Source organism: Achromobacter aloeverae (assembly GCF_004121055.1).
GTDB classification, from domain to species: Bacteria; Pseudomonadota; Gammaproteobacteria; order Burkholderiales; family Burkholderiaceae_B; genus Bordetella_C; species Bordetella_C aloeverae.
In genome coordinates this window covers 697,055-714,411 of record NZ_PYAL01000001.1, presented here as the reverse complement: position 1 = coordinate 714,411, position 17,357 = coordinate 697,055, and the positions used below count along the sequence as shown (strand labels likewise).

At 69.2% G+C, this 17,357-nt stretch carries 18 protein-coding genes; 1 reads left to right on the top strand and 17 read right to left on the bottom strand.

Going from position 1 to position 17,357, the window contains the following annotated elements:
- Positions 1-42: 42 nt before the first annotated feature.
- Genes C7R54_RS03090 through C7R54_RS03015 form a run of 16 tightly spaced genes read right to left on the bottom strand, consistent with a single transcriptional unit; the run spans position 43 to position 15,388 of the window.
- A complete protein-coding gene (locus tag C7R54_RS03090) occupies positions 43-1,269 on the bottom strand; it encodes a beta-ketoacyl-ACP synthase (protein ID WP_129148705.1) in 1,227 nt (408 codons plus the stop codon).
- On the bottom strand, positions 1,269-2,009 hold the full coding sequence (gene fabG, locus C7R54_RS03085) for a 3-oxoacyl-ACP reductase FabG (protein ID WP_129148704.1): 741 nt from the start codon (positions 2,007-2,009) through the stop codon (positions 1,269-1,271). The genes C7R54_RS03090 and fabG overlap by 1 nt, the downstream gene beginning before the upstream one ends.
- A gap of 5 nt (positions 2,010-2,014) precedes the next feature.
- Positions 2,015-3,736, bottom strand: coding sequence for a beta-ketoacyl-ACP synthase (locus C7R54_RS03080; RefSeq protein WP_129148703.1), 1,722 nt, complete (start codon positions 3,734-3,736; stop codon positions 2,015-2,017).
- A complete protein-coding gene (locus C7R54_RS03075; RefSeq protein WP_129148702.1) occupies positions 3,733-4,272 on the bottom strand; it encodes a C2 domain-containing protein in 540 nt (179 codons plus the stop codon). The genes C7R54_RS03080 and C7R54_RS03075 overlap by 4 nt, the downstream gene beginning before the upstream one ends.
- A 24-nt stretch (positions 4,273-4,296) precedes the next feature.
- On the bottom strand, positions 4,297-5,595 hold the full coding sequence (locus tag C7R54_RS03070) for an NAD(P)/FAD-dependent oxidoreductase (RefSeq protein WP_240039351.1): 1,299 nt from the start codon (positions 5,593-5,595) through the stop codon (positions 4,297-4,299).
- Positions 5,596-5,627: 32 nt separating this feature from the next.
- Complete coding sequence (locus C7R54_RS03065; protein WP_129148700.1) at positions 5,628-8,003, bottom strand: MMPL family transporter; 2,376 nt, start codon at positions 8,001-8,003, stop codon at positions 5,628-5,630.
- Positions 7,978-8,592: an outer membrane lipoprotein carrier protein LolA gene (locus C7R54_RS03060; RefSeq protein WP_129148699.1), complete on the bottom strand. Its 615-nt coding sequence runs from the start codon at positions 8,590-8,592 to the stop codon at positions 7,978-7,980. The genes C7R54_RS03065 and C7R54_RS03060 overlap by 26 nt, the downstream gene beginning before the upstream one ends.
- Complete coding sequence (locus C7R54_RS03055) at positions 8,589-9,023, bottom strand: acyl-CoA thioesterase (protein WP_129148698.1); 435 nt, start codon at positions 9,021-9,023, stop codon at positions 8,589-8,591. The genes C7R54_RS03060 and C7R54_RS03055 overlap by 4 nt, the downstream gene beginning before the upstream one ends.
- Positions 9,016-9,990 (bottom strand): LpxL/LpxP family acyltransferase, encoded by a 975-nt coding sequence (locus tag C7R54_RS03050; RefSeq protein ID WP_240039350.1) that lies wholly within the window; start codon positions 9,988-9,990, stop codon positions 9,016-9,018. Before C7R54_RS03050 ends, C7R54_RS03055 begins: the two co-directional genes overlap by 8 nt.
- A 44-nt stretch (positions 9,991-10,034) precedes the next feature.
- A complete protein-coding gene (locus tag C7R54_RS03045) occupies positions 10,035-10,781 on the bottom strand; it encodes a glycosyltransferase family 2 protein (protein WP_204524280.1) in 747 nt (248 codons plus the stop codon).
- Positions 10,771-12,717 carry an ApeI family dehydratase gene (locus C7R54_RS03040; RefSeq protein ID WP_158021136.1) on the bottom strand — a complete coding sequence of 649 codons (1,947 nt, stop codon included), beginning with the start codon at positions 12,715-12,717 and terminating at the stop codon, positions 10,771-10,773. Before C7R54_RS03040 ends, C7R54_RS03045 begins: the two co-directional genes overlap by 11 nt.
- Positions 12,718-12,725: 8 nt before the next feature.
- Positions 12,726-13,286, bottom strand: a complete 561-nt coding sequence (locus tag C7R54_RS03035) for a COG4648 family protein (RefSeq protein ID WP_129148695.1) — start codon at positions 13,284-13,286, stop codon at positions 12,726-12,728.
- Positions 13,283-13,537 carry an acyl carrier protein gene (locus C7R54_RS03030; RefSeq protein WP_129148694.1) on the bottom strand — a complete coding sequence of 85 codons (255 nt, stop codon included), beginning with the start codon at positions 13,535-13,537 and terminating at the stop codon, positions 13,283-13,285. Before C7R54_RS03030 ends, C7R54_RS03035 begins: the two co-directional genes overlap by 4 nt.
- Before the next feature lie 18 nt (positions 13,538-13,555).
- The gene (locus C7R54_RS03025) at positions 13,556-13,816 is read right to left on the bottom strand and encodes a phosphopantetheine-binding protein (protein WP_129148693.1); all 261 of its coding nucleotides are present in this window, start codon (positions 13,814-13,816) and stop codon (positions 13,556-13,558) included.
- Entirely contained in the window at positions 13,797-14,621 is an 825-nt protein-coding gene (locus tag C7R54_RS03020) for a lysophospholipid acyltransferase family protein (protein ID WP_240039349.1), read from the bottom strand. The genes C7R54_RS03025 and C7R54_RS03020 overlap by 20 nt, the downstream gene beginning before the upstream one ends.
- Positions 14,618-15,388 (bottom strand): beta-ketoacyl synthase chain length factor, encoded by a 771-nt coding sequence (locus C7R54_RS03015; protein ID WP_129148692.1) that lies wholly within the window; start codon positions 15,386-15,388, stop codon positions 14,618-14,620. Before C7R54_RS03015 ends, C7R54_RS03020 begins: the two co-directional genes overlap by 4 nt.
- A gap of 143 nt (positions 15,389-15,531) precedes the next feature.
- Between C7R54_RS03015 and C7R54_RS03010 the strand changes: the two genes are divergently transcribed.
- On the top strand, positions 15,532-16,359 hold the full coding sequence (locus C7R54_RS03010) for a 4'-phosphopantetheinyl transferase family protein (protein ID WP_129148691.1): 828 nt from the start codon (positions 15,532-15,534) through the stop codon (positions 16,357-16,359).
- 27 nt (positions 16,360-16,386) lie between these two features.
- On the opposite strand, the gene C7R54_RS03005 is transcribed toward C7R54_RS03010, so the two are convergent.
- Positions 16,387-17,274, bottom strand: coding sequence for a LysR family transcriptional regulator (locus C7R54_RS03005; protein ID WP_129148690.1), 888 nt, complete (start codon positions 17,272-17,274; stop codon positions 16,387-16,389).
- Positions 17,275-17,357 lie beyond the last annotated feature (83 nt).

Below are 17,357 nucleotides of genomic sequence, written 5' to 3'. Positions count from 1 at the left end.
CGAGTTGAAAAAGGATGGCCTTGCAAAGTGGACTGGAAAAAACTACGGCCAACGGCGGAACACCAGCGACGTGTTGACGCCGCCGAAGGCGAAATTGTTGTTCATCGCATATTCGCTGGAAAGCCGCCGGCCGTCGCCCGTGATGTAGTCCAGTTCGCCGCAGCGCGGATCGACCTGGTTCAGGTTCAGGGTGGGGGCATACCAGTCGTTGCGCATCATCTCGATGGTGAACCAGGATTCCAGCGCGCCGCAGGCGCCCAGGGTATGGCCCAGGTAGCTTTTCTGCGAGCTGATCGCCATGCGTTCGCCGAAGACGGCCTGGGTGGCCTGGGTCTCGGCGATGTCGCCCTGCTCGGTGGCGGTGCCGTGGCCGTTGACGTAGCCGATGGCCTGCGCCGGCAAGCCGGCATCGGCCAGCGCCATTTCCATGGCGATCCGCATCGTTGCCGCTTCGGGGCGGGTGATGTGGGTGCCGTCGGAGTTGCTGCCGAATCCGACGACTTCCGCATGGATGCGGGCGCCGCGGGCCTGGGCGTGCTCCAGGGATTCCAGCACCAGCATGCCGGCGCCTTCGCCGATGACCAGGCCGTCGCGGGTGGCGTCGTAGGGGCGGGGCGTCAGCTCCGGCGTGTCGTTGCGTTGGCTGGTGGCGTAGAGCGCGTCGAAGACGATGGCCTCGCTGGGGCACAGCTCCTCGGCGCCGCCCGCCAGCATCATGCGCTGGCGGCCGTAGCGGATGGCTTCGTAGGCGTAGCCTATGCCCTGGCTGCCTGACGTGCAGGCGCTGGACGTGGGGATGATGCGGCCCTTCAGCCCGAAGAAAATGCCGATGTTGGCGGCCGTGGTGTGCGGCATCATGCGCACGTAGGAATTGGCGTTGAGATCGTCGGTCACGCCGTTGAGCAGCATGTTGCCGAACGCCATGACATCCGCCGTGCTTCCGGTGGACGAGCCGCAGGCCACGCCCATGCGGCCATCGGCGATGGAGGGGTCGCCCAGCAGGCCGGCGTCGGCCAGGGCCATCTCGGCCGCATTGACCGCCAGTTGCGAAACGCGGCCCATGCTGCGCAGCTGCTTGCGGGTCCAGTGCGACGGCGGCGCGTATTCGGGAAGAGGGCCGGCCAGGCGGGTGTTGAGTTCCTTGTAGACATTCCAGTCGGGCATGGTACGGATGGCGTTGCGCCCCGCCTCGAAGGCCGCGCGCACCGTGTTCCAGTCGCGTCCCAGGGCGCTGATGCCGGCCATGCCGGTGATGACGACGCGATGCATCAGCACAATCCTCCATTGACCGCCAGCACCTGGCGGGTGACGTAGGCCGCGGCCGGCGACATGAAGAACGCCACCGCCGCCGCGACTTCCTCCGGTTGCCCCATGCGCTGCGCCGGGATGGCCTTGAGGATTTCCTCGACTGGCACGTGTTCGTCGATCATGTCGGTTTCGATCAGGCCGGGCGCCACGCAGTTGACCGTGATGCGCCGCTTGGCCAGCTCGATGGCCAGGGCCTTGGCCGCGCCGATCAGGCCGGCCTTGGATGCGCTGTAGTTCACCTGGCCGCGATTGCCCACCAGGCCGGATACCGACGCCATGCAGACGATGCGGCCTGGCGCGCGCCGCCGCACCATGGGCATGACCAGCGGGTGGAGCACGTTGTAGAAGCCGTCGAGGTTGGTGCGCAGCACCTGGTCCCAGTCCTCGCCGCCCAGCGCTGGAAAGGCGGCGTCGCGCGTGAGGCCTGCATTGAGCACCACGCCGTAGGGCGCGCCATGCGCCTGGACGTCGGCGTCCAGCGCGGCCGCGGCGGCGGCGCGGTCGGCGACGTCGAATTGCAGGATGCGGCAGTCGCGGCCCAGGGCCTGGATGTCGGCGCGCACGGCTTCGGCGTCCTCGCGGCGCGCGCGACAATGCAGGATCAGGTCGTGGCCGGCCCGCGCCAGCGTCAGGGCGATGGCGCGGCCGATACCACGGCTGGATCCCGTGACCAGGACGGCGTTGGAAAGAGGTGAGGTCATGGGTTTCAGGCGAGGTCCACGGGGGACGGTTCGTGGATGAAGGCGCCGGGATCCGGCGGACGATAGACGTTCAGGCGGGCTTGCGCCAGGCACTCGGCGCCATGGTGGATTTCGCAAAGGAAGACACCCATGCCGGCGGTGTCCTGGAAGGAGCGCTCGACCGTGATGGTCAGCGCCATGCCCGGAGTGAATGCGGGCACGCGGCAGTCATAGCGGCGCGTTCCGAGCAGGAAGCCCAGCTGCATGGGTTCGCCGGCGCGGCGCGCCTGGCAGCCGGCCCAGGCGCCCACGGCCTGGGCCATCAGTTCCAGGCCCAGCCAGGGCGGCAGCTCGCCCGCGTCGTCGCCATAGGCGTCGTGGCGGCGGACGGTGGCGCTGGCGCGCAGGGTTTCCTCGTCGCAGGCGAGCACGGCGTCCAGCAGGACGGCGGCGCCGGTGTGCGGCAGCAGTTCCGCGACCGGCCAGTCGCCGACCGGCCACGCCCGGTCGGCGGGCGGCGCGTCGTCGGCTTGCGCCAGCACCAGGCAGGTGTTGTTGCCGCCGAAGGCGAAGGAATTGCTCATGACGATACGGGGCCGGCCGGCAGGCAGGCGCTCGCCGGGCGCGGTCAGGCGCAGGGGCGGCAGGGCGGGGTCGGCCTCGCCGTCCCAGCGCTGCGGCGGCAGGGCGCCGTCCGAGGCCGGGTCCAGCACGGCCCAGCACAGCGCCGCCTCCAGCGCCCCGGCAGCGGCCAGGGTATGGCCGGTCAGCGGCTTGGTGGTGGTGCAGGGCACGCCTTGCGGAAATACGGCGTGCACCGCGTGGCTTTCCATGGCGTCGTTGTGCGTCGTGCCCGTGCCGTGCAGGTTGATCCAGCCGATATCGGCAGCCGCGACGCCCGCATCGCGCAAGGCCGCGCGCATGGCCAGTATCGCCCCTTGGCCGGTTGGGTCGGGCGCCGACATGTGCCAGGCGTCCGAGCTGCCGCCGCCCCCGAGCAGGCGGACGGCCGCACCTTGCGGGCGCTCGCGCTGCATCAGGAACAGCGCGGCGGCCTCGCCGATATTGATGCCGTCGCGATGGGCGGAATAGGGGTTGCTCAGACCCGCGGCGATGGCTTCGATGGAGGCGAAACCGTTGATGGTGAGCGGGCACAGCGCGTCGACGCCGCCGCAGATCACGGCGTCGCACAGGCCGGCATCCAGCAGGCGCTTGGCCGACAGGAGGGCGCGCGCGCCTGACGTGCAGGCCGTCGACAGGGTGTACGCGGGGCCGGCGATGCCCAGCCAATCGGCCAGCAGCGTGGCCGGCGCCGCCAGCGTCTGGCGGCGGTAGTCGTAGTCGGGCGGCCAGGCGCCATCCTGTTGTCGGGCGCGGAAGGCCAGGCTGGCCTCGCCGATGCCGGAGGTGCTGGTGCCCAGCACGATGCCCACCCGCGTGGCGCCATGGCGCGCGATGGCCGCGCGCAGGGTATCGGCGATCTGGTTGGCGGCCGTCATCAGCAGGCGGTTGTTGCGGCTGTGATAGTGGGGCGGCGGCGCCTTGCCGTCGGCAAGCGTGGCGGGCAATTCGTCCAGTTCGCCGGCGGCGGCGCCGACCACGATGCTGCGTCCCGGCAGCCAGCCCGTTCGCGCCGTCATGCCGGCGGTTTCTCCGCGCAGGGTGGCCGCATGCACCGCGTCCATGCCTTGCCCCAGCGCGCAAACGACGCCGGGACGGCCCAGCCAGGCGGTCGAGGGTGCTGTCATGGCGCGTTCTTCAGCGGCGAGATATCCAGCGTGGTGCCGTCGGGCTGGCGGATGGAAAAGGTATCGTCCGGCGCGTTGGCGGTCCAGGTGACCTGCCAACGTGGCGAGCAATCCTCGTCCAGGATGCGGGTGCGGCCGCCGGTGGGCGTGGGCTGGCTGTGCCAGTCCTTGCCGGCATAGGCGCTGGCAAGGGACGGCTCCGGCGTCCACGCGAACAGGATGGCGGAGAACATGTCGCTGGCCTTGCCGTTCGGACGCATGAAGCCGTCGTTGCGCCATTTGCCGTCCTGCAGGACCTGGCGCGCGCGGGGCATGCCTATGGGGTCGTACAGCAGCCAGCGGGTCGCGCCCTGGCCTTCGGCCTGGACCGCCAGCATGGCGTCCTCGTCGGGCTGGCCCGGCTTGCTGATATGCACCCGCACCCAGCGGGGCAGGTGCAGGTCCGCGGTCGCCACCGGCGCGGGGGGCGCGGAGGCGCAACCCGCAAGCAGCGCGGCGGACAACGCGGAATACAGGATGCGTCTGGCTTGAATCATGGTCTGGGCGTCATTATGCGGGGTTCACGCCGGTTCGGTGGTGGCCTGCCCCATGGCCTTGTCGGACAGGGGCCGGTCCCTGAAGCCGCCGCGACAGACCTCCGCCAGCATGCGCAGGCGCCGCTCGTGCTCGGCGACGAAGGGATTGGCCTCGTCCCAGGCATAGCCGGCCAGGATGGAAGAGATCATGGCGCGGATCTGGGGCTGGGCCTGCTCGTAGAAGACGACGTCGCGGAAGCTGCCGTCGTACCATCCCTGGACATAGGTGCGGAAACACTGCACGCCGCGCATCAGCGGCGTGGCGAACGCGGCTTCCCAGTCCACTGTTTCGCCGCCCAGCTGCCGGTGCAGGCATTCGGCGGCAAGCTTGGCGGAATGCATGGCGATGGTCACCCCGGACGAGAACACCGGGTCCAGGAATTCCGCCGCGTTGCCCAGCAGCGCCCAGCCCTGGCCGTGCAGGGATCGTACGCTGGCGGAATAGCCGCCGATCGTGTTGGCGGGTGTATCCCAGGCGGCCCGCGCCAGTATGCGGCGCAGGTTGGGCGTGCCCTCGACCCAGCGGCGCAGGGCCCCCATCAGGTCGCCATCGGCGGGCTGGATCTTTTCTTCCGCGCCCACCACGCCCAGCGAGCAGCGGCCGTTGGAGAACGGGATGGTCCAGAACCATACGTCTTCGTGCTCGGGATGCACGCTGATGAGGATTTTCTGGCGATCGAAATCGGCGGCGTCGATATGGTCTTCGATATGGGTGAAGATAGCGCGGCGCGGAGGCAAGCTGGTGGGACGTTCCAGGTCCAGCAGGCGCGCCAGCACGCGGCCGTAGCCGCTGGCGTCCAGCACGAATCGGGTATCGACGCGGCGCGGCGCGGCGTCGGCGCCCGCCTTCAGGTCGCGTACTTGCAGCCACGGTCGTGGGCCATCGAAATCCGCCGCCACCACTTCATGTTCGTAGTGGATGCGCACGCCCTGGCGTGCCGCCTCGTCGGCCAGCACCTGGTCGAACCGCGAGCGCAGAACCTGGAAGGTCATGCCGGGGCCGGGCGAGAATTTCTCACGGAAATCGAAGGCCGAATAGCGGTCGCCCCAGGCGAACGCGGCGCCGTTCTTCTGCTGGAAACCGGCGGCGCGGACCGCATCCATCATCCCCGCTTCCTCGACGAATTCCAGGCAGTGCGCCAACAGGCTCTCGCCGATGGAAAAGCGGGGAAAACGCTGGCGTTCGAAAATGGTGACCTGGTGGCCGCGGCGCTGCAACAGCGCCGCGGCGATGGCGCCCGCGGGCCCGGCGCCGATCACCACGATTTCATGCGGATCTTGCATGTCCGATTGCTGCATGTCCTGATTCTCTTTTCCTAGTGCGAGGGGGGATGCGGGGACTGTGCCGCCGGCCGCACCCATGGCGCGAACAGCACGCTGAAGGTGACGCCCAGCGCCACGGCGATGCCGAAATTGGCAATGGCGGGCGTGCTGCTCAGGCCGAGCAGGCCGAAGGACAACAAAGTGGTGAGAGCCGCGAGCGCCACGCCGATGAGGCAGGAGGCGGCGCCTGCCACCCGCTCGTACATGACGATGGCGTAGTCCAGGCCGATGGCGGAGACCAGCAGCAGTCCGAACAGGCTGAACAGGGTGAGCGGCTGGCCCAGTATGCCTAGTGCGCCCAGCGTGCAGGCCGACGCGGCCAGGGGTACGGCGAGCAGGCGCCAGGTCGCGCGTCGGCCCAGCGTGGCCCACAGCAGCCCGGCCGCGACCAGGTAGGACAACAGCTTCAGTTCCGCGGCTTCCCAGCGCGTGCTCGCGAAGCTGCGGTTGAGGTCGCCCGTCTGGTCGATGTAGCTCACGCCTTCCAGCCCCTGCGCCGCGCTGGCCGCGGCCGCCGTGTCGCGCAGGCCTTGCAGGCTGACGATGGCGGCGACCTGGCCGTCATGCTCGCCCAGCCATAGGTCGCGCCGGCTTTCGCCCAGCGGGCCGGCCAGGGCATCCGTCATCTTGACGGGCGGCAGGCCGACAAGGGTATCGATGCTGGCCAGCACCGCGGAGGCGGGAATGCCCACCGTCTCGAAGGAGGGCGTCAGGCGGGCGCGCCAAGCCGGGTCGCGCATGCGGTCGCGCAACTGCTGCTGGGCCGATTCGGGGGCCAGCAGCTGGTTCAGCGACAGGTAGGACCCCAAAGCCTGCCTGCCGACCAGGGCGTCCAGGTTCTGGCCGAGGGCGGCCTGGCGCTGGTACAGCGTGCCCAGGTCGGGTGCACGGACCAGGAAATACTGGCTGGTGGGCATGATGCCGGTGATCTCGCCGATGCGTTTGGCCTGGTCCAACAGCGACGGCGGCAGGCTCAGCCACAGGCGCAGGTCGTCCTGCACGCGCAGCTTCAGCAGGCCACCCGCGCAAACCAGCGCGACACCCAGGGCCAGCCAGGGTAGCGTGCGGCGCGCGGACCAGACGGACAGCGTCTCCAGCAGCGACTGCGCCACGCGCGGCAGGCCTTGCCACGGACGAGGCGCCCAGCCGCGCAACCAGCGTGGCAGCTCGCATACCGTGCAGGCATAGGCGCCCACCAGGCCCGCGGCGGAAAATACGGCGGTCTGCGTCAACGCGGGGAAGGGCGTGAACAGCAGGGCGAGGTAGCCCACGAGGGTCGCCGCCAGGATGATGCTCAGGCCGGGCAGCACCCGCCGCAGCGCGTCGCGCGCGGTCCAGTCGGGCAGGCCATAGCTCTTGCCCAGGTAGTGCAGGGGGAAGTCGACGGCGATGCCGATCAGGCTGGCCCCGATGACGAGGGTCAGGATGTGGACGCTGCCGAACACCGCCACGCAGGCCACGACGCCGCACAGCAGGCCGGCCGCCACGGGCACGAAAGCCAGCAACGCGCGCCAGCGGCGCAGGGCCAGCAGCAACAGCAGCACGATGCCCAGGAGCGAGCCGCCGCCTATCCAGCCGCTTTCCGACTGCGCCTGGGATTGGCCGGCGGCGGCGTAGAGCGCGCCGCCGGCGGCCAACAGCTCGCCGCCGTCCTTGGCCACGCCCGCGCGGGTGTCGGCCACCAGCGTGGCGATTCCAGCCGGGGAGCGCTGGTCGAAGGCATCGCCGCTGGTCTGCGCCCGCAGCAGGACCCAATACTTGCCGTCCTGTTCGGTCAACAAGGTCCCGCTGGCCAGATCGAAGCGCAGCTTGCCGGGCGGCCGCAGGGATTTTTCCGCCAGGCGCGCGATACCCAGCAAGTCCTGGTCGGCGGGCACCAGTCCGCCGACGGAAAAGGGATCGGCCAGTTCCCGTACGCGCTGCGCCGCGTAGGCGGCCGGATCGTCCATCAGGCGCTTGCGGTCGGCGCCGGAAATGAGCGAAAGCCGTTGCGCCACCAACTGCTGGCGCACTGCGTCCAGGTTGACGTCGACATCTACCTGCACGCTGGCGAACAAGCCGCTGTGGTTCCACAGGTGGCCCACGCCGCGCGCCAGTTCGACCGCCCGTTCCCGGTCCGGGGCGCCGACCAGCGCCACCATCTGCCGGGCCAGCGGCTTCTGGATCTGGATGTCGGCTTGGCGGCGCAGCGTGTCGCTGCTGACATTGGGCAGCAGGTCGAGCAGGCTGGAGGACACCGGCAGGCCATGGCGGCTTTGCCAGGCGCCCAGCAGCAGCACCAGCACCATGGCCACGCGGAATATCAGTGCAAGCAGGCGCTCGCGCTTGCTGGGCGCTTCGGTATCAAGGCGCGAAATCTCGGGTTTCATCGGCATCCAGCTTGTTGTCGGCGCGTGCGTTCTTCATCTCCATCACGGTGCGGTCGCCCTGCGTCTCGCGCAGCTCGATGCGGTCGACCAGTTTGCCGCCATTGATGCGGATGTCCTGGAAGATCTGCTTGAGCAGGGCGGACTTGGGCGTCATGACCAACTGCCAGGCGCTCGCCGAGCCGCTGACCTGCATGTCGAAGTTATCCTGCAAGCCCCGGGTATCGCCGGCCAGCACCGCCAGGAACAGGCGGGTTTCGCGGCCGGAGCCTATCTGCTGCGGCAGGGCCTGCCACTTGCCGCCGTCCGCGCGGCGGAACATGCCCTCCGGCGTGATCAGCAGGTCCTGGAACAGCGGCACGCGCAACTCCCACAGCAGGCCGTATTGAGAGGACAGGACGAAGGCGCCATTGCTGGTCAGCGGCTGCGGCAGCGAGCGCAGGAACTTCTGTTGCACGAACTGGCCGCGCACGACGGGCGTGGCCTGCAACTGCCGTTGCAGGTCGTTCAGGTCGAAGGCCTGGGCAGGTAGCGCCGCCGCCCCCAGCAGCAGCGCGCCGCATGCACCCAGGCAACGCAGGAAACGCTTCATGCTGCGTCCCCCCGTATTTTCCTCACGGCGGCGAGCAAGGGCTCGGGCGAGACCAGCTGCATTTCGCGGCTGGCGATGGCGACGGCGACCTGGGTGGTGCTGGCCCGGGTCAGGCGGGTGCCGGTGGTGGCATCCGTAATCAAATAATGAATCTTCAAACAATGCTCCCATTCCACCAGTTCGGCGCGGACGGACACGCGCTGCCCGAACAGGGCGGGGTTCACATAACGGAGTTGCAGGTCGATGACCGGGAAAACATAGCCCGATACACGCATGGCGTCGTAACCGTAGCCGATGGCATCCAGGAGCGCGCAACGGGCCTGCTCCAAATATTTCACATAGTGGCCGTGCCAGACGACGTTCATGGAATCGACGTCGAAGAACGGAACCGTCAAGGATATCTCGACGTTGTATACACCGCGCTTACGCATCGTCGTTCCAAAAAGAATAAAAGTTGAACCATTGTTGCGGCGCGTCCGCGCACTCGCGCGCCAGGCGGTCGGCGTAGCGCTGGGCGGCCTCGGCGATGGCGGCGTCGCGGCCGCCGCGCGACCACGAGATGCCATCGCTCAGGCGCTCCATGGCGATGCGATAGCGGCCGTCGATCTTGGTGCCGAACAGCAGGTTGACGGGGCAGCGCAGCAGACCGGCCAGCAGCCACGGGCCTTGCGGGAAGGACGCGGGCGCGCCCAGGAAGTTCGCCGTCACGATACGTTGGCCATGCACCGGCACGCGGTCGCCCGCGATGGCCAGCCATTCGCCCCGCTCGATGCGTTGATGCAGGTCCAGCATGGTCGCCGGATCCAGTTCCGTGACCTGGTACAGGCGCAAGCGGCTGGCGCCGTGCCGTTCCAGCAGGCGGTTGAAGGACTGGGCGTGGCGGGTGTGGACCAGGATGTTGAGGGCCAGCGTGCCGCTGCGCTCGACCAGCGCGCGGCAGACGTCCATGTTGCCGATATGCGAGCAGACCAGGATCTGGCCGCGGCTGCCATTGACCTGCGTGCGCACGCCATGCGGATCGAGGATGGTGACGTCGGCGGCCGTCAGGCGGCCCTGCCAGACATCGAGCTTGTCGAGGATGGCGTCGGCGAAGGCCATGAACTGGCCGAGCACCGGCCGCCGCGCCGGCAGCGCGCCGGCCAGTCCTTGCGACCGCAGGCGCCGCTGGTAAGCGGCGATGGCCCCGCGCGCGCGCGGCGCGAAGCAGAAGAAATACAGCACGATCAGCGCGACCAGCGGCCGCATCGTGCGCCGTCCGAAGCTGCGGGCAGCCCATGCGGTGAGATTCAGCAGCGGCGCCACGCCGCGTTCCCGCCGGCTGGCCCAGTGGCTGTCCGGAAGCGCGTCCGGATGTGGCGGCTTGCAGCCGGCGGCGGGCGTCGCGCGGGCGGCGTCCACCGTATCGGATCCGGGCGGTCGCGCGGTTGGTCGATGGGACGGGCTCATGGCGCGCGTCCCGTCAAGCGGCGCGCCAGCAGGGATGGGGCGCGCGGCAACATGCCGAAGAACAGGCGCGCATGCATGCGGCTGATCAAGAGGTTATCGCGCAAGCCCTTGAAATGCGAGACCCCGCCCGCCGGATAAGAGACGCGCGTGGACAGCCAGACCATGGGCACGCCGCGCCAGTGCAGGCGCACCAGAACGGCGATATCGAAGTCCATGCGGCGGCCGGGATTGCAGCGTGCCAGCAGCGCCAGGGTGGGCGCCAGCGGGTAGACGCGGAATCCGCACATGGCATCGGGAATCGCGCTCGACAGCGTATTGATCCATACCCAGACACGGGTCAGCCAGCGTCCGTAAAGCCGGCTGCGCGGCGCGTCGGCGCCATAGGCGGGCGCGCCGCAGATGACGGCATCGGGACGGCGACGGGCAGCGTCCAGGAAGGCGGGGATATCGTCAAGCGCGTGCTGGCCGTCCGCATCGATTTGCAGCGCATGGCTGTAGCCCAGCGCGGCGGCGTGGCGCAGGCCGTCCTGCACCGCCTGGCCCTTGCCGCCATTGACGTGGCGGCGCAGGAGGCGAGCCAGGCCCTCGCCGGCCAGTTCATCCAGTGTGCGCGCGCATTCGGCGTGCGAGCCGTCATCGACCAGCACGCAAGGCAGCCCGGCGGCCCGCACGCGTTCGACCACCGCGCGCACGGTGGCGGGGTGGTTGTAGACGGGGATCACGGCGCAGGGATTAAACATCATCGGCACGCGCTTCCGTCAGGATCCGCCCGGAGGAGCAGGGCTGGCCATCTCCGCGGAATTCGAAATACAGGCGCCCGCGCGCCGGTTCCCATCGCAACGACAGGTCGATGCGATCGCCCGGGCGTATCAGGCGCTGGAACTTGAGCGCGTCGACGCCCCGGAAGGCGAGGCTGGGAGACAGGTCGCGGCGGGCCAGCTTCATGGCCCAGTCGATCTGCGCCACGCCGGGCACCACCGGCGTGGCGGCGAAATGACCGTCGAACTGGCGCAAGTCGAGGGGGACGTCCAGTACGTAGCGGCGCGCGGCCGGCGTTGACGCCGAGCCGGCCGGGCCGTCGATGTGGGGGGTATCACGGACGTTGCTGGCATCGCGGGCATCGCGGGGGCCGCCGTCCGGCGCCGCCTTGTCGCCGGCGCCGATCGCGACTTCCATCGGCCAGCGAGGCCGCTGCAGCGCGTGTTCGAAATCGGCGCGCGGCAGCTTGCCCTGCGCGTTCCAGGGCAGGTCCCGCAAGAAGCGCCAATGGCGCGGCACCGCCAGCGCCTCCTGCGTGGGCGCCAGGTGGGCGCGCAAGGCCTGGGCCAGCGCGGCGCGGCCGCCATTGCGCAGCGCATGAACGCCCCGCGGCGTCAGCGCGACCAGGGCCGCCAGGCGCTTCTCGCCGGCCGCCAGGTCGATGCGCGCCTCGCGCACCCAGGGATGGGTCGCCAGCGCCTGCTCGACCGCGGGCAGCGCGATCCGCTTCTCCTCGATCTTGACGATGCGATCCATGCGGCCCAGCAGGATGAAGCCTTCGTCGGTCAATTGCACGGCGTCGCTGGTGTGAAACGCCTGGCCGCCCTCCAGCCAGGGCGACCGTACCCACAGCGCCTGCCCGGTGCCGATGCCGGAGCCGGAGCCAGTACCGGAGCCAGTACCGGAGCCAATGCCAACTTCCGCGCCGGGCAGGGGACGCCAGGCCGCAGCGCCTTGGCGCCACGCAACCGCGCCAGTTTCCGAACTGCCGTAGATTTCGCAGGGACGGCAGTCAAGGTCGCGCGCCAGGCTGTCGCTGACCTCCGCGGGCAGCGGGCCGCCGGAGGAGATGATCTGGCGCAGGCCGCCACGCAGCGCGGCGTGGTCCAGGGAGGTGCCCAGCCGCTTGAGCAAGGCGGGGCTGGCGATCCAGACGAAGCCGGCATGCGGCAGGCTGGCGTGCTGCAGGGCTTCGGGGTAGACCAACTGGCGCCGGGCCAGGCTGCGGCCCGCGCAGAGCGGCCACAGCAGGCGGAAGGGCAGGCCATACATATGCTGCGCGCTGACGCTGCCCAGCACGCACGCCGGGCGCTCGGACCAATGCCACAAGGCCTCCAGCGCCTCGATCTCGGCTGCCAGCTGGCGCCAGCCCTTGCGGATCTGCTTGGGCTGCCCGCTGGAGCCGGACGTGCACAGGACGACCGCGCCGGTATCCAGGTTCAGCGGCCCGCCTGGCAAGGGCGCAGCGCCGGCCATCAGGCTTTCGATCGTGGCGGCCACCGGGCCGGGCCGCGTCCGCGGCGGCGTATTGGTGTCCATGCCGGCGCCCTTGTCACCGCCCTTGTCACCGCCCATGCCGGCGGACTCGGCCGTCGGGTCCGGATCGACCTCCGGACCGGCATCCGTCAGCCACAGGTCCAGCCCGGCATCCTGCCGCGACAGGTCGGCGCGCGTGGCCGCGCGGCCGTCCGGCGCCAGCACCGCCGTGGCGCCGGCACGCCAGCAGGCCAGCAGGGCGACCGCTAATTGCGCCGCATCGTCGAACCACAGGCCGGCGCGGCGTACGCCGCGGGCCTGCAAGGCGCCCGCCAGGGCAAGGCTGTGCCGCCCCAGCGTGGCCAGGTCCAGGTCGGGGTCGTGGGCCACCTGGCGGTTGGCGGATGCGCCGTCCAGCAGCGCATGAAGAGGAATCCAGGCCATATTCTTGTCTACCTGGCCTGGGCTGCCTTGCGCGCGTGGGGCCGCAGCAGCCATTCGCCGGCGATCAGAATGCCGATCAGGATGTAGCTGATGCAGCCGTTGTACAGGGTCCACCAGGCGGTCGGCGCCCACAGGGCCAGGGCGGCCGCGGCCGCGCCGTTGAGGGCGAAGAAGAGGGTCCATGCCTGCGTCACGCGGCGCGTGTACGCGACGCCCGACGCGGGCAGGTCGGGTTCGCGCAAGCGCGCCAGGCGTTCAATGGCCGGCATGCCGCGCACCAGGCTGGCGCCGAAGACAGTGAACAGGCCGGCGTTGACCAGGACCGGATACCAAAGCAGCCAGCGGGGGTCCTCGGCAAAGGCCAGCACCAGGCAGAAAGCCAGGGCCAGGGCCGGCAGCAGGCGGCCGCCCGCCTGGCCGCGCCGCGCCGTCAGGGCGCGCGCCAGCCACAGCACGGCCAGCGGTAGCGCGATCCAACGGGCGCCGCCGCCTTGCAGGCCGGCATGAACGACAAACGGGTAGGCCAGTCCGGCCGCAAGCAAGGCGAGCGCCAGGACGGCTCGCGTCATGCGGCGCTTTCCTGCTGCCGCATCACCGCGTCGACGACGTCCTGGACGGTGCGCACGGCGCGGAAGTTCTCCGCGGCCAGTTTGTGGCCGGTCTTGCGCTTGATGTGATCGAGCAGATCGATGGCGTCGATGCTGTCGATTTCCAGGTCGGTATAAAGATTGGCGGCGGGCACCACGCGCTCGGGCTCGATTTCGAACAGGTCCACCATCGCGTCGCGAAGCACGTTGAAAATGTCTTCCCGGGTCTGCATCACACTCACTCCAGATACTCAGGCGCCACGTTGCGCCGAGACGAACTCGCTTAAATTGGCCACGGTGGCGAAATGGTTGCGCATGTTCCGGGTTTCGGGGTCGATGGAGATGCGATAGCGCTTTTGCAGCGCCAGCCCCAGCTCCAGCGCATCGACGGAATCCAGGCCCAATCCGTCGCCGAAGAGTTCGGCATGGCTGTCGATATCCTCGGGCGTGATGTCTTCCAATCCCAGCGCCTCGATGATGAGGATCTTGATTTCATTTTCCAGCTGGCTCATCCCGCTTCAGCTCCATTTCAAAATAGTTATGCAAATGTTCATTCATCAGCCGGCCCGCGATGGGAAGCGGGTGCTGGCTGGTCCATCGCTGCGGATCGAGGTCCGGACCGACTTCGAAAATGTAGTGCATGCGTTGGCGCGGTATGCGGTACCACGGCTCGCCCTTGGTCAGGCTGCGCGTGTTCATGTGGATGACGACCGGCGTGACGGCGCGCGCGCCGCGCATCGCGATGGCGCAGGCGCCGCGATGGAAGCGCGGCGAAGCGCCGCGCGGTGTGCGCGTGCCCTCGGGAAATACCAGCAGGGTCTCGCCGTCGCGCAGGACCGTGGCGGCGCGGTCGAACATCTCCAGGCTTTCATCGTTGGTAATGTAGCGCGCGTTGCGCACGGGCCCGCCGGTGAAGATATTGGTCGCGAGGCTGTGCTTGACGATACAGTTGGCGTTGGCAACGTGGCCCAGCAGGAACACCACGTCGAGCAGCGACGGATGATTGGCCACGATCATCTGGCCCGGGCGGCCCAGCCGTTCGGCGCCGCGGAATTCGAAGGTCAGCACGCCGGTGCGCACCAGCAGCCGTATGAATACACCGAACGTCCAGAAGATGGCGCCGCGTGCGCGCTGCTGCCGGCGAGACAGGTCCGCGCAGAATAGCCGCTGCGGCGGAAAGACCGCCAGCCGCAGGAGCAGTCCGCCCACGCCGAAGGCGGCGAAGGCGAAGGCGGTGGCGAACAGCCGCAGCAGCCACGCGTCCTGCCTGGGCGGCAGGGATTCGGCGACGGGATCGATACGGTTTTCCATGCTCATGACAGGTGTTGCCAGCGCCAGTGGCGCCGTTGGTGCGCGTGCGTCCAGGTGACGGTGCCCAGCGCCAGGTGGCGCAACAGGCTCAATGGATTGGGAAGGGCGAGGGACTCGCCGTCCCTGGCGCCGCGCGCCTGGGGCGCCGACGGGTTGTCGACGGCGGGATCGGCGCGGTCGGACCATGCCAGTTCGTAGTCATGACCGGCGGTCAGTCGCAGCGCCAGGGCGTAGGGAAAGGGAATGTCGTCGATCCATGTCATATAGGCAGCGGGCGCCTGCTCCTCGGCCAGCACCACGAGCACGGCGGGATGGCCGGCGGCCAGCAGCAGGCAGGCTTCGATGATGGCGCTTTCCAGGCCGTCTCCCTGCACCGACAAGGCCACCGTCTCGGTGGTATCGTGCCGCAGGATGGACCACATGCCGGCGCAGGCGTTATGGACCGACAGGCTGAAGGACGTGGGCGACAGGGCCTCGTCGCGCGCCAGCATTTGCAACGATTCGTAACCGCGGGTGGTTTCGCCGTGGTGGGATGCATAAACCATGGGCAGGGCTTCGCCCGCCTGGGTCAGCGGCCAGGCGCTGCCCACGGCCATGCGCGCCAGCGTACTGAGACGGCGCCGCTGCATTGCGGGGAGGAATCCGAGAGGTGGCGTGGGCGCGGGCGTGTCGGCAGGCGGGACGAATGGGGCCTGAGCCCATTGCCGCCAAGCTTCGACGCTGTCAATTCCGGGCGCCCAGGCGTGCCAGTGCGGAATTGAAAATTTCAGCATGGCGCGCAGTGTACCGGGCCGGGCGATCGTCCACGAGACATTCTTGTCACACTGTCTCCATAATGCAATACATTTTGTTATATTCAGGTTTCTGTAAGTTATGGTAGTCCGGCCGCTAGAGGCGATTGAACAGGAACAGAGGGGTGTCCGAATTCAAGATGGAAGTTCCCCGGGATGTGCTGCATTCCGATACAAGCAGTGGTTTTACCTTGACCGCGGATGCGCGCGGCGTTCCCGGCCTGCTGTGGGCTGGTCCGGCGGCGGCCGCGGATTACGACGCGGGCGTCCTGTCGCCCGCCGATGCCGCACGGGCGGCCTTGCCTCGCGGCGCGCGGGCGTCGTTGCAATGGCGCGTCAGCCGGTCGGCGTTGCGGCAGGCCGGCGTGGGAACCCAGGGCAATGCACAGCGGGCCTGGTCGCTCAGCCATAGCGACGGCCATGCGCTGGTCGCCTGGGCGCCGGCGGGCTGGCGGGTGGGCGTGGACCTCGAGCGGCGGCGGACCAGAGACCTTGATGCGCTGGCGCACTGGTGCTGCGATGCCGGCGAACGGGCGCATCTGGCCACACTTCCGGAGGCCGCGCGCTTGACGTTCTTCTACCAGCTGTGGACCCTGAAGGAGGCGTTCATCAAGGCGGCCGAACTGGATTTCCCGGCCGATATGCGCGGCGTGGGTTTGCGCGCGCAGGAACAGGGATGGACCTTGCGCACGCCACGCGGCACCTGGGGCGCGCGTTGCTGGGAAATTGGCGAGGACTGGGTGGCCAGCGTGGCGTGGTCCGTGGCGGAGGATGGGAAGACGTCCGGGCCCGGCGGGGCGGCGGACCGGCAGGAGGCGCGGCCCGGGCCCGAGCGAAGCGAGGTGGCGTCCGGCGTCGGGGGCGCCTGGCGGGTTGCGCGCGGTTGCGCCCTGCCGTCCGTCCGTCTCCTGTACGCCACGCCCGACCGCCAGGGGCCTGCGGGCAGCGCCTAAACCCCAAGCCCCCAAGCACCTAAGTCCCTATGGCAGGGACTTGGCCGCCTCCGCGCACGCCGTGCGCAGGCAGTCCAGGAAGCCGTGGTGCAGCGCGGACAGCGGGTCGTCGGCATGCACCATGGCGCCGATGTGGAAATAGACCGGCGGCTCCAATCGCCGCAGCGAGAGGCTGGGCCGTGCAACGCCCTGGGCGCTGTAGGCGTCGACGATGGCGTCCCCGCAGCCGGCCTCGACCATGGCGCAGGCCATGTAGTGGGTCTGCACCCGCAGCGCCGTCCCCAGGCTGACACCGTGCTCGGCCAGGGCCGTTTGCAGCAGCCCGCCTAACGGGTCCTGCGGATCCATGGAGATCAGGCGGTTGCCATCGACGGACCCCAGGGGCACCGGCGCGGCGCCCGGTTCCCGGCTGACATGGACCATTTCGGAACGGTCCAGGTCGATGCGCGCGATGCCGGGGTGGGCCGGCGGTTCGTAGGTCACCGCCATGTCGATTTCGCGCGCCAGCAGGCCCGCGATCAATTCCCCCGTGTGGTGCGTGTGGATACTGAAGGTGATGTCCGGCTGGCGGGCCCGGCTCAGGCCGGTCGCGCGCGGCACGATGGCCAGGCCCAGGCTGGGCGCGCAACCCACGCGCAAGTGGCCTTGCGGATGATGCCGGAGGTTGGCGGCCAGCTTGCGGACGCTTTCCAGGTCCCGTGACAAGCGGGCGATGTCCGGCGCCAGGATGTCCGCCTCACGGGTGGCCTGCAGCCTTCCCTTGATGCGCTCGAACAACTTGAAGCCGACTTGCGCCTCGGCATGCGCCAGCATCTTGCTGGCCGCCGGCTGGGAAATGTGCAGGGTCTGGGCGGCGCGGCTTAGCGATCCCGTGGCGCGGATGGCTTCGAACAATTCTATGTGGCGCAGGCGCATGGACGTATTCTGAAAGCAATAGCTGTAGGTTATGCGGCAGCTTACCCATAATCGCGCCCTCTGGATCGTCTATCAGGGAAACC

Bases quoted from the DNA above. Each gene is read 5' to 3' on its own strand.
- C7R54_RS03070 (WP_240039351.1), bottom strand. From the start codon at position 5,595: ATGCAAGATCCGCATGAAATCGTGGTGATCGGCGCCGGGCCCGCGGGC.
- C7R54_RS03090 (WP_129148705.1), bottom strand. From the start codon at position 1,269: ATGCATCGCGTCGTCATCACCGGCATGGCCGGCATCAGCGCCCTGGGA.
- C7R54_RS03035 (WP_129148695.1), bottom strand. From the start codon at position 13,286: ATGACGCGAGCCGTCCTGGCGCTCGCCTTGCTTGCGGCCGGACTGGCC.
- C7R54_RS03055 (WP_129148698.1), bottom strand. From the start codon at position 9,023: ATGCGTAAGCGCGGTGTATACAACGTCGAGATATCCTTGACGGTTCCG.
- C7R54_RS03025 (WP_129148693.1), bottom strand. From the start codon at position 13,816: ATGAGCCAGCTGGAAAATGAAATCAAGATCCTCATCATCGAGGCGCTG.
- C7R54_RS03040 (WP_158021136.1), bottom strand. From the start codon at position 12,717: ATGGCCTGGATTCCTCTTCATGCGCTGCTGGACGGCGCATCCGCCAAC.
- C7R54_RS03065 (WP_129148700.1), bottom strand. From the start codon at position 8,003: ATGAAACCCGAGATTTCGCGCCTTGATACCGAAGCGCCCAGCAAGCGC.
- C7R54_RS03015 (WP_129148692.1), bottom strand. From the start codon at position 15,388: ATGCTGAAATTTTCAATTCCGCACTGGCACGCCTGGGCGCCCGGAATT.
- C7R54_RS03045 (WP_204524280.1), bottom strand. From the start codon at position 10,781: ATGATGTTTAATCCCTGCGCCGTGATCCCCGTCTACAACCACCCCGCC.
- C7R54_RS03060 (WP_129148699.1), bottom strand. From the start codon at position 8,592: ATGAAGCGTTTCCTGCGTTGCCTGGGTGCATGCGGCGCGCTGCTGCTG.
- C7R54_RS03005 (WP_129148690.1), bottom strand. From the start codon at position 17,274: ATGCGCCTGCGCCACATAGAATTGTTCGAAGCCATCCGCGCCACGGGA.
- C7R54_RS03030 (WP_129148694.1), bottom strand. From the start codon at position 13,537: ATGCAGACCCGGGAAGACATTTTCAACGTGCTTCGCGACGCGATGGTG.
- C7R54_RS03075 (WP_129148702.1), bottom strand. From the start codon at position 4,272: ATGATTCAAGCCAGACGCATCCTGTATTCCGCGTTGTCCGCCGCGCTG.
- C7R54_RS03020 (WP_240039349.1), bottom strand. From the start codon at position 14,621: ATGAGCATGGAAAACCGTATCGATCCCGTCGCCGAATCCCTGCCGCCC.
- C7R54_RS03080 (WP_129148703.1), bottom strand. From the start codon at position 3,736: ATGACAGCACCCTCGACCGCCTGGCTGGGCCGTCCCGGCGTCGTTTGC.
- fabG (WP_129148704.1), bottom strand. From the start codon at position 2,009: ATGACCTCACCTCTTTCCAACGCCGTCCTGGTCACGGGATCCAGCCGT.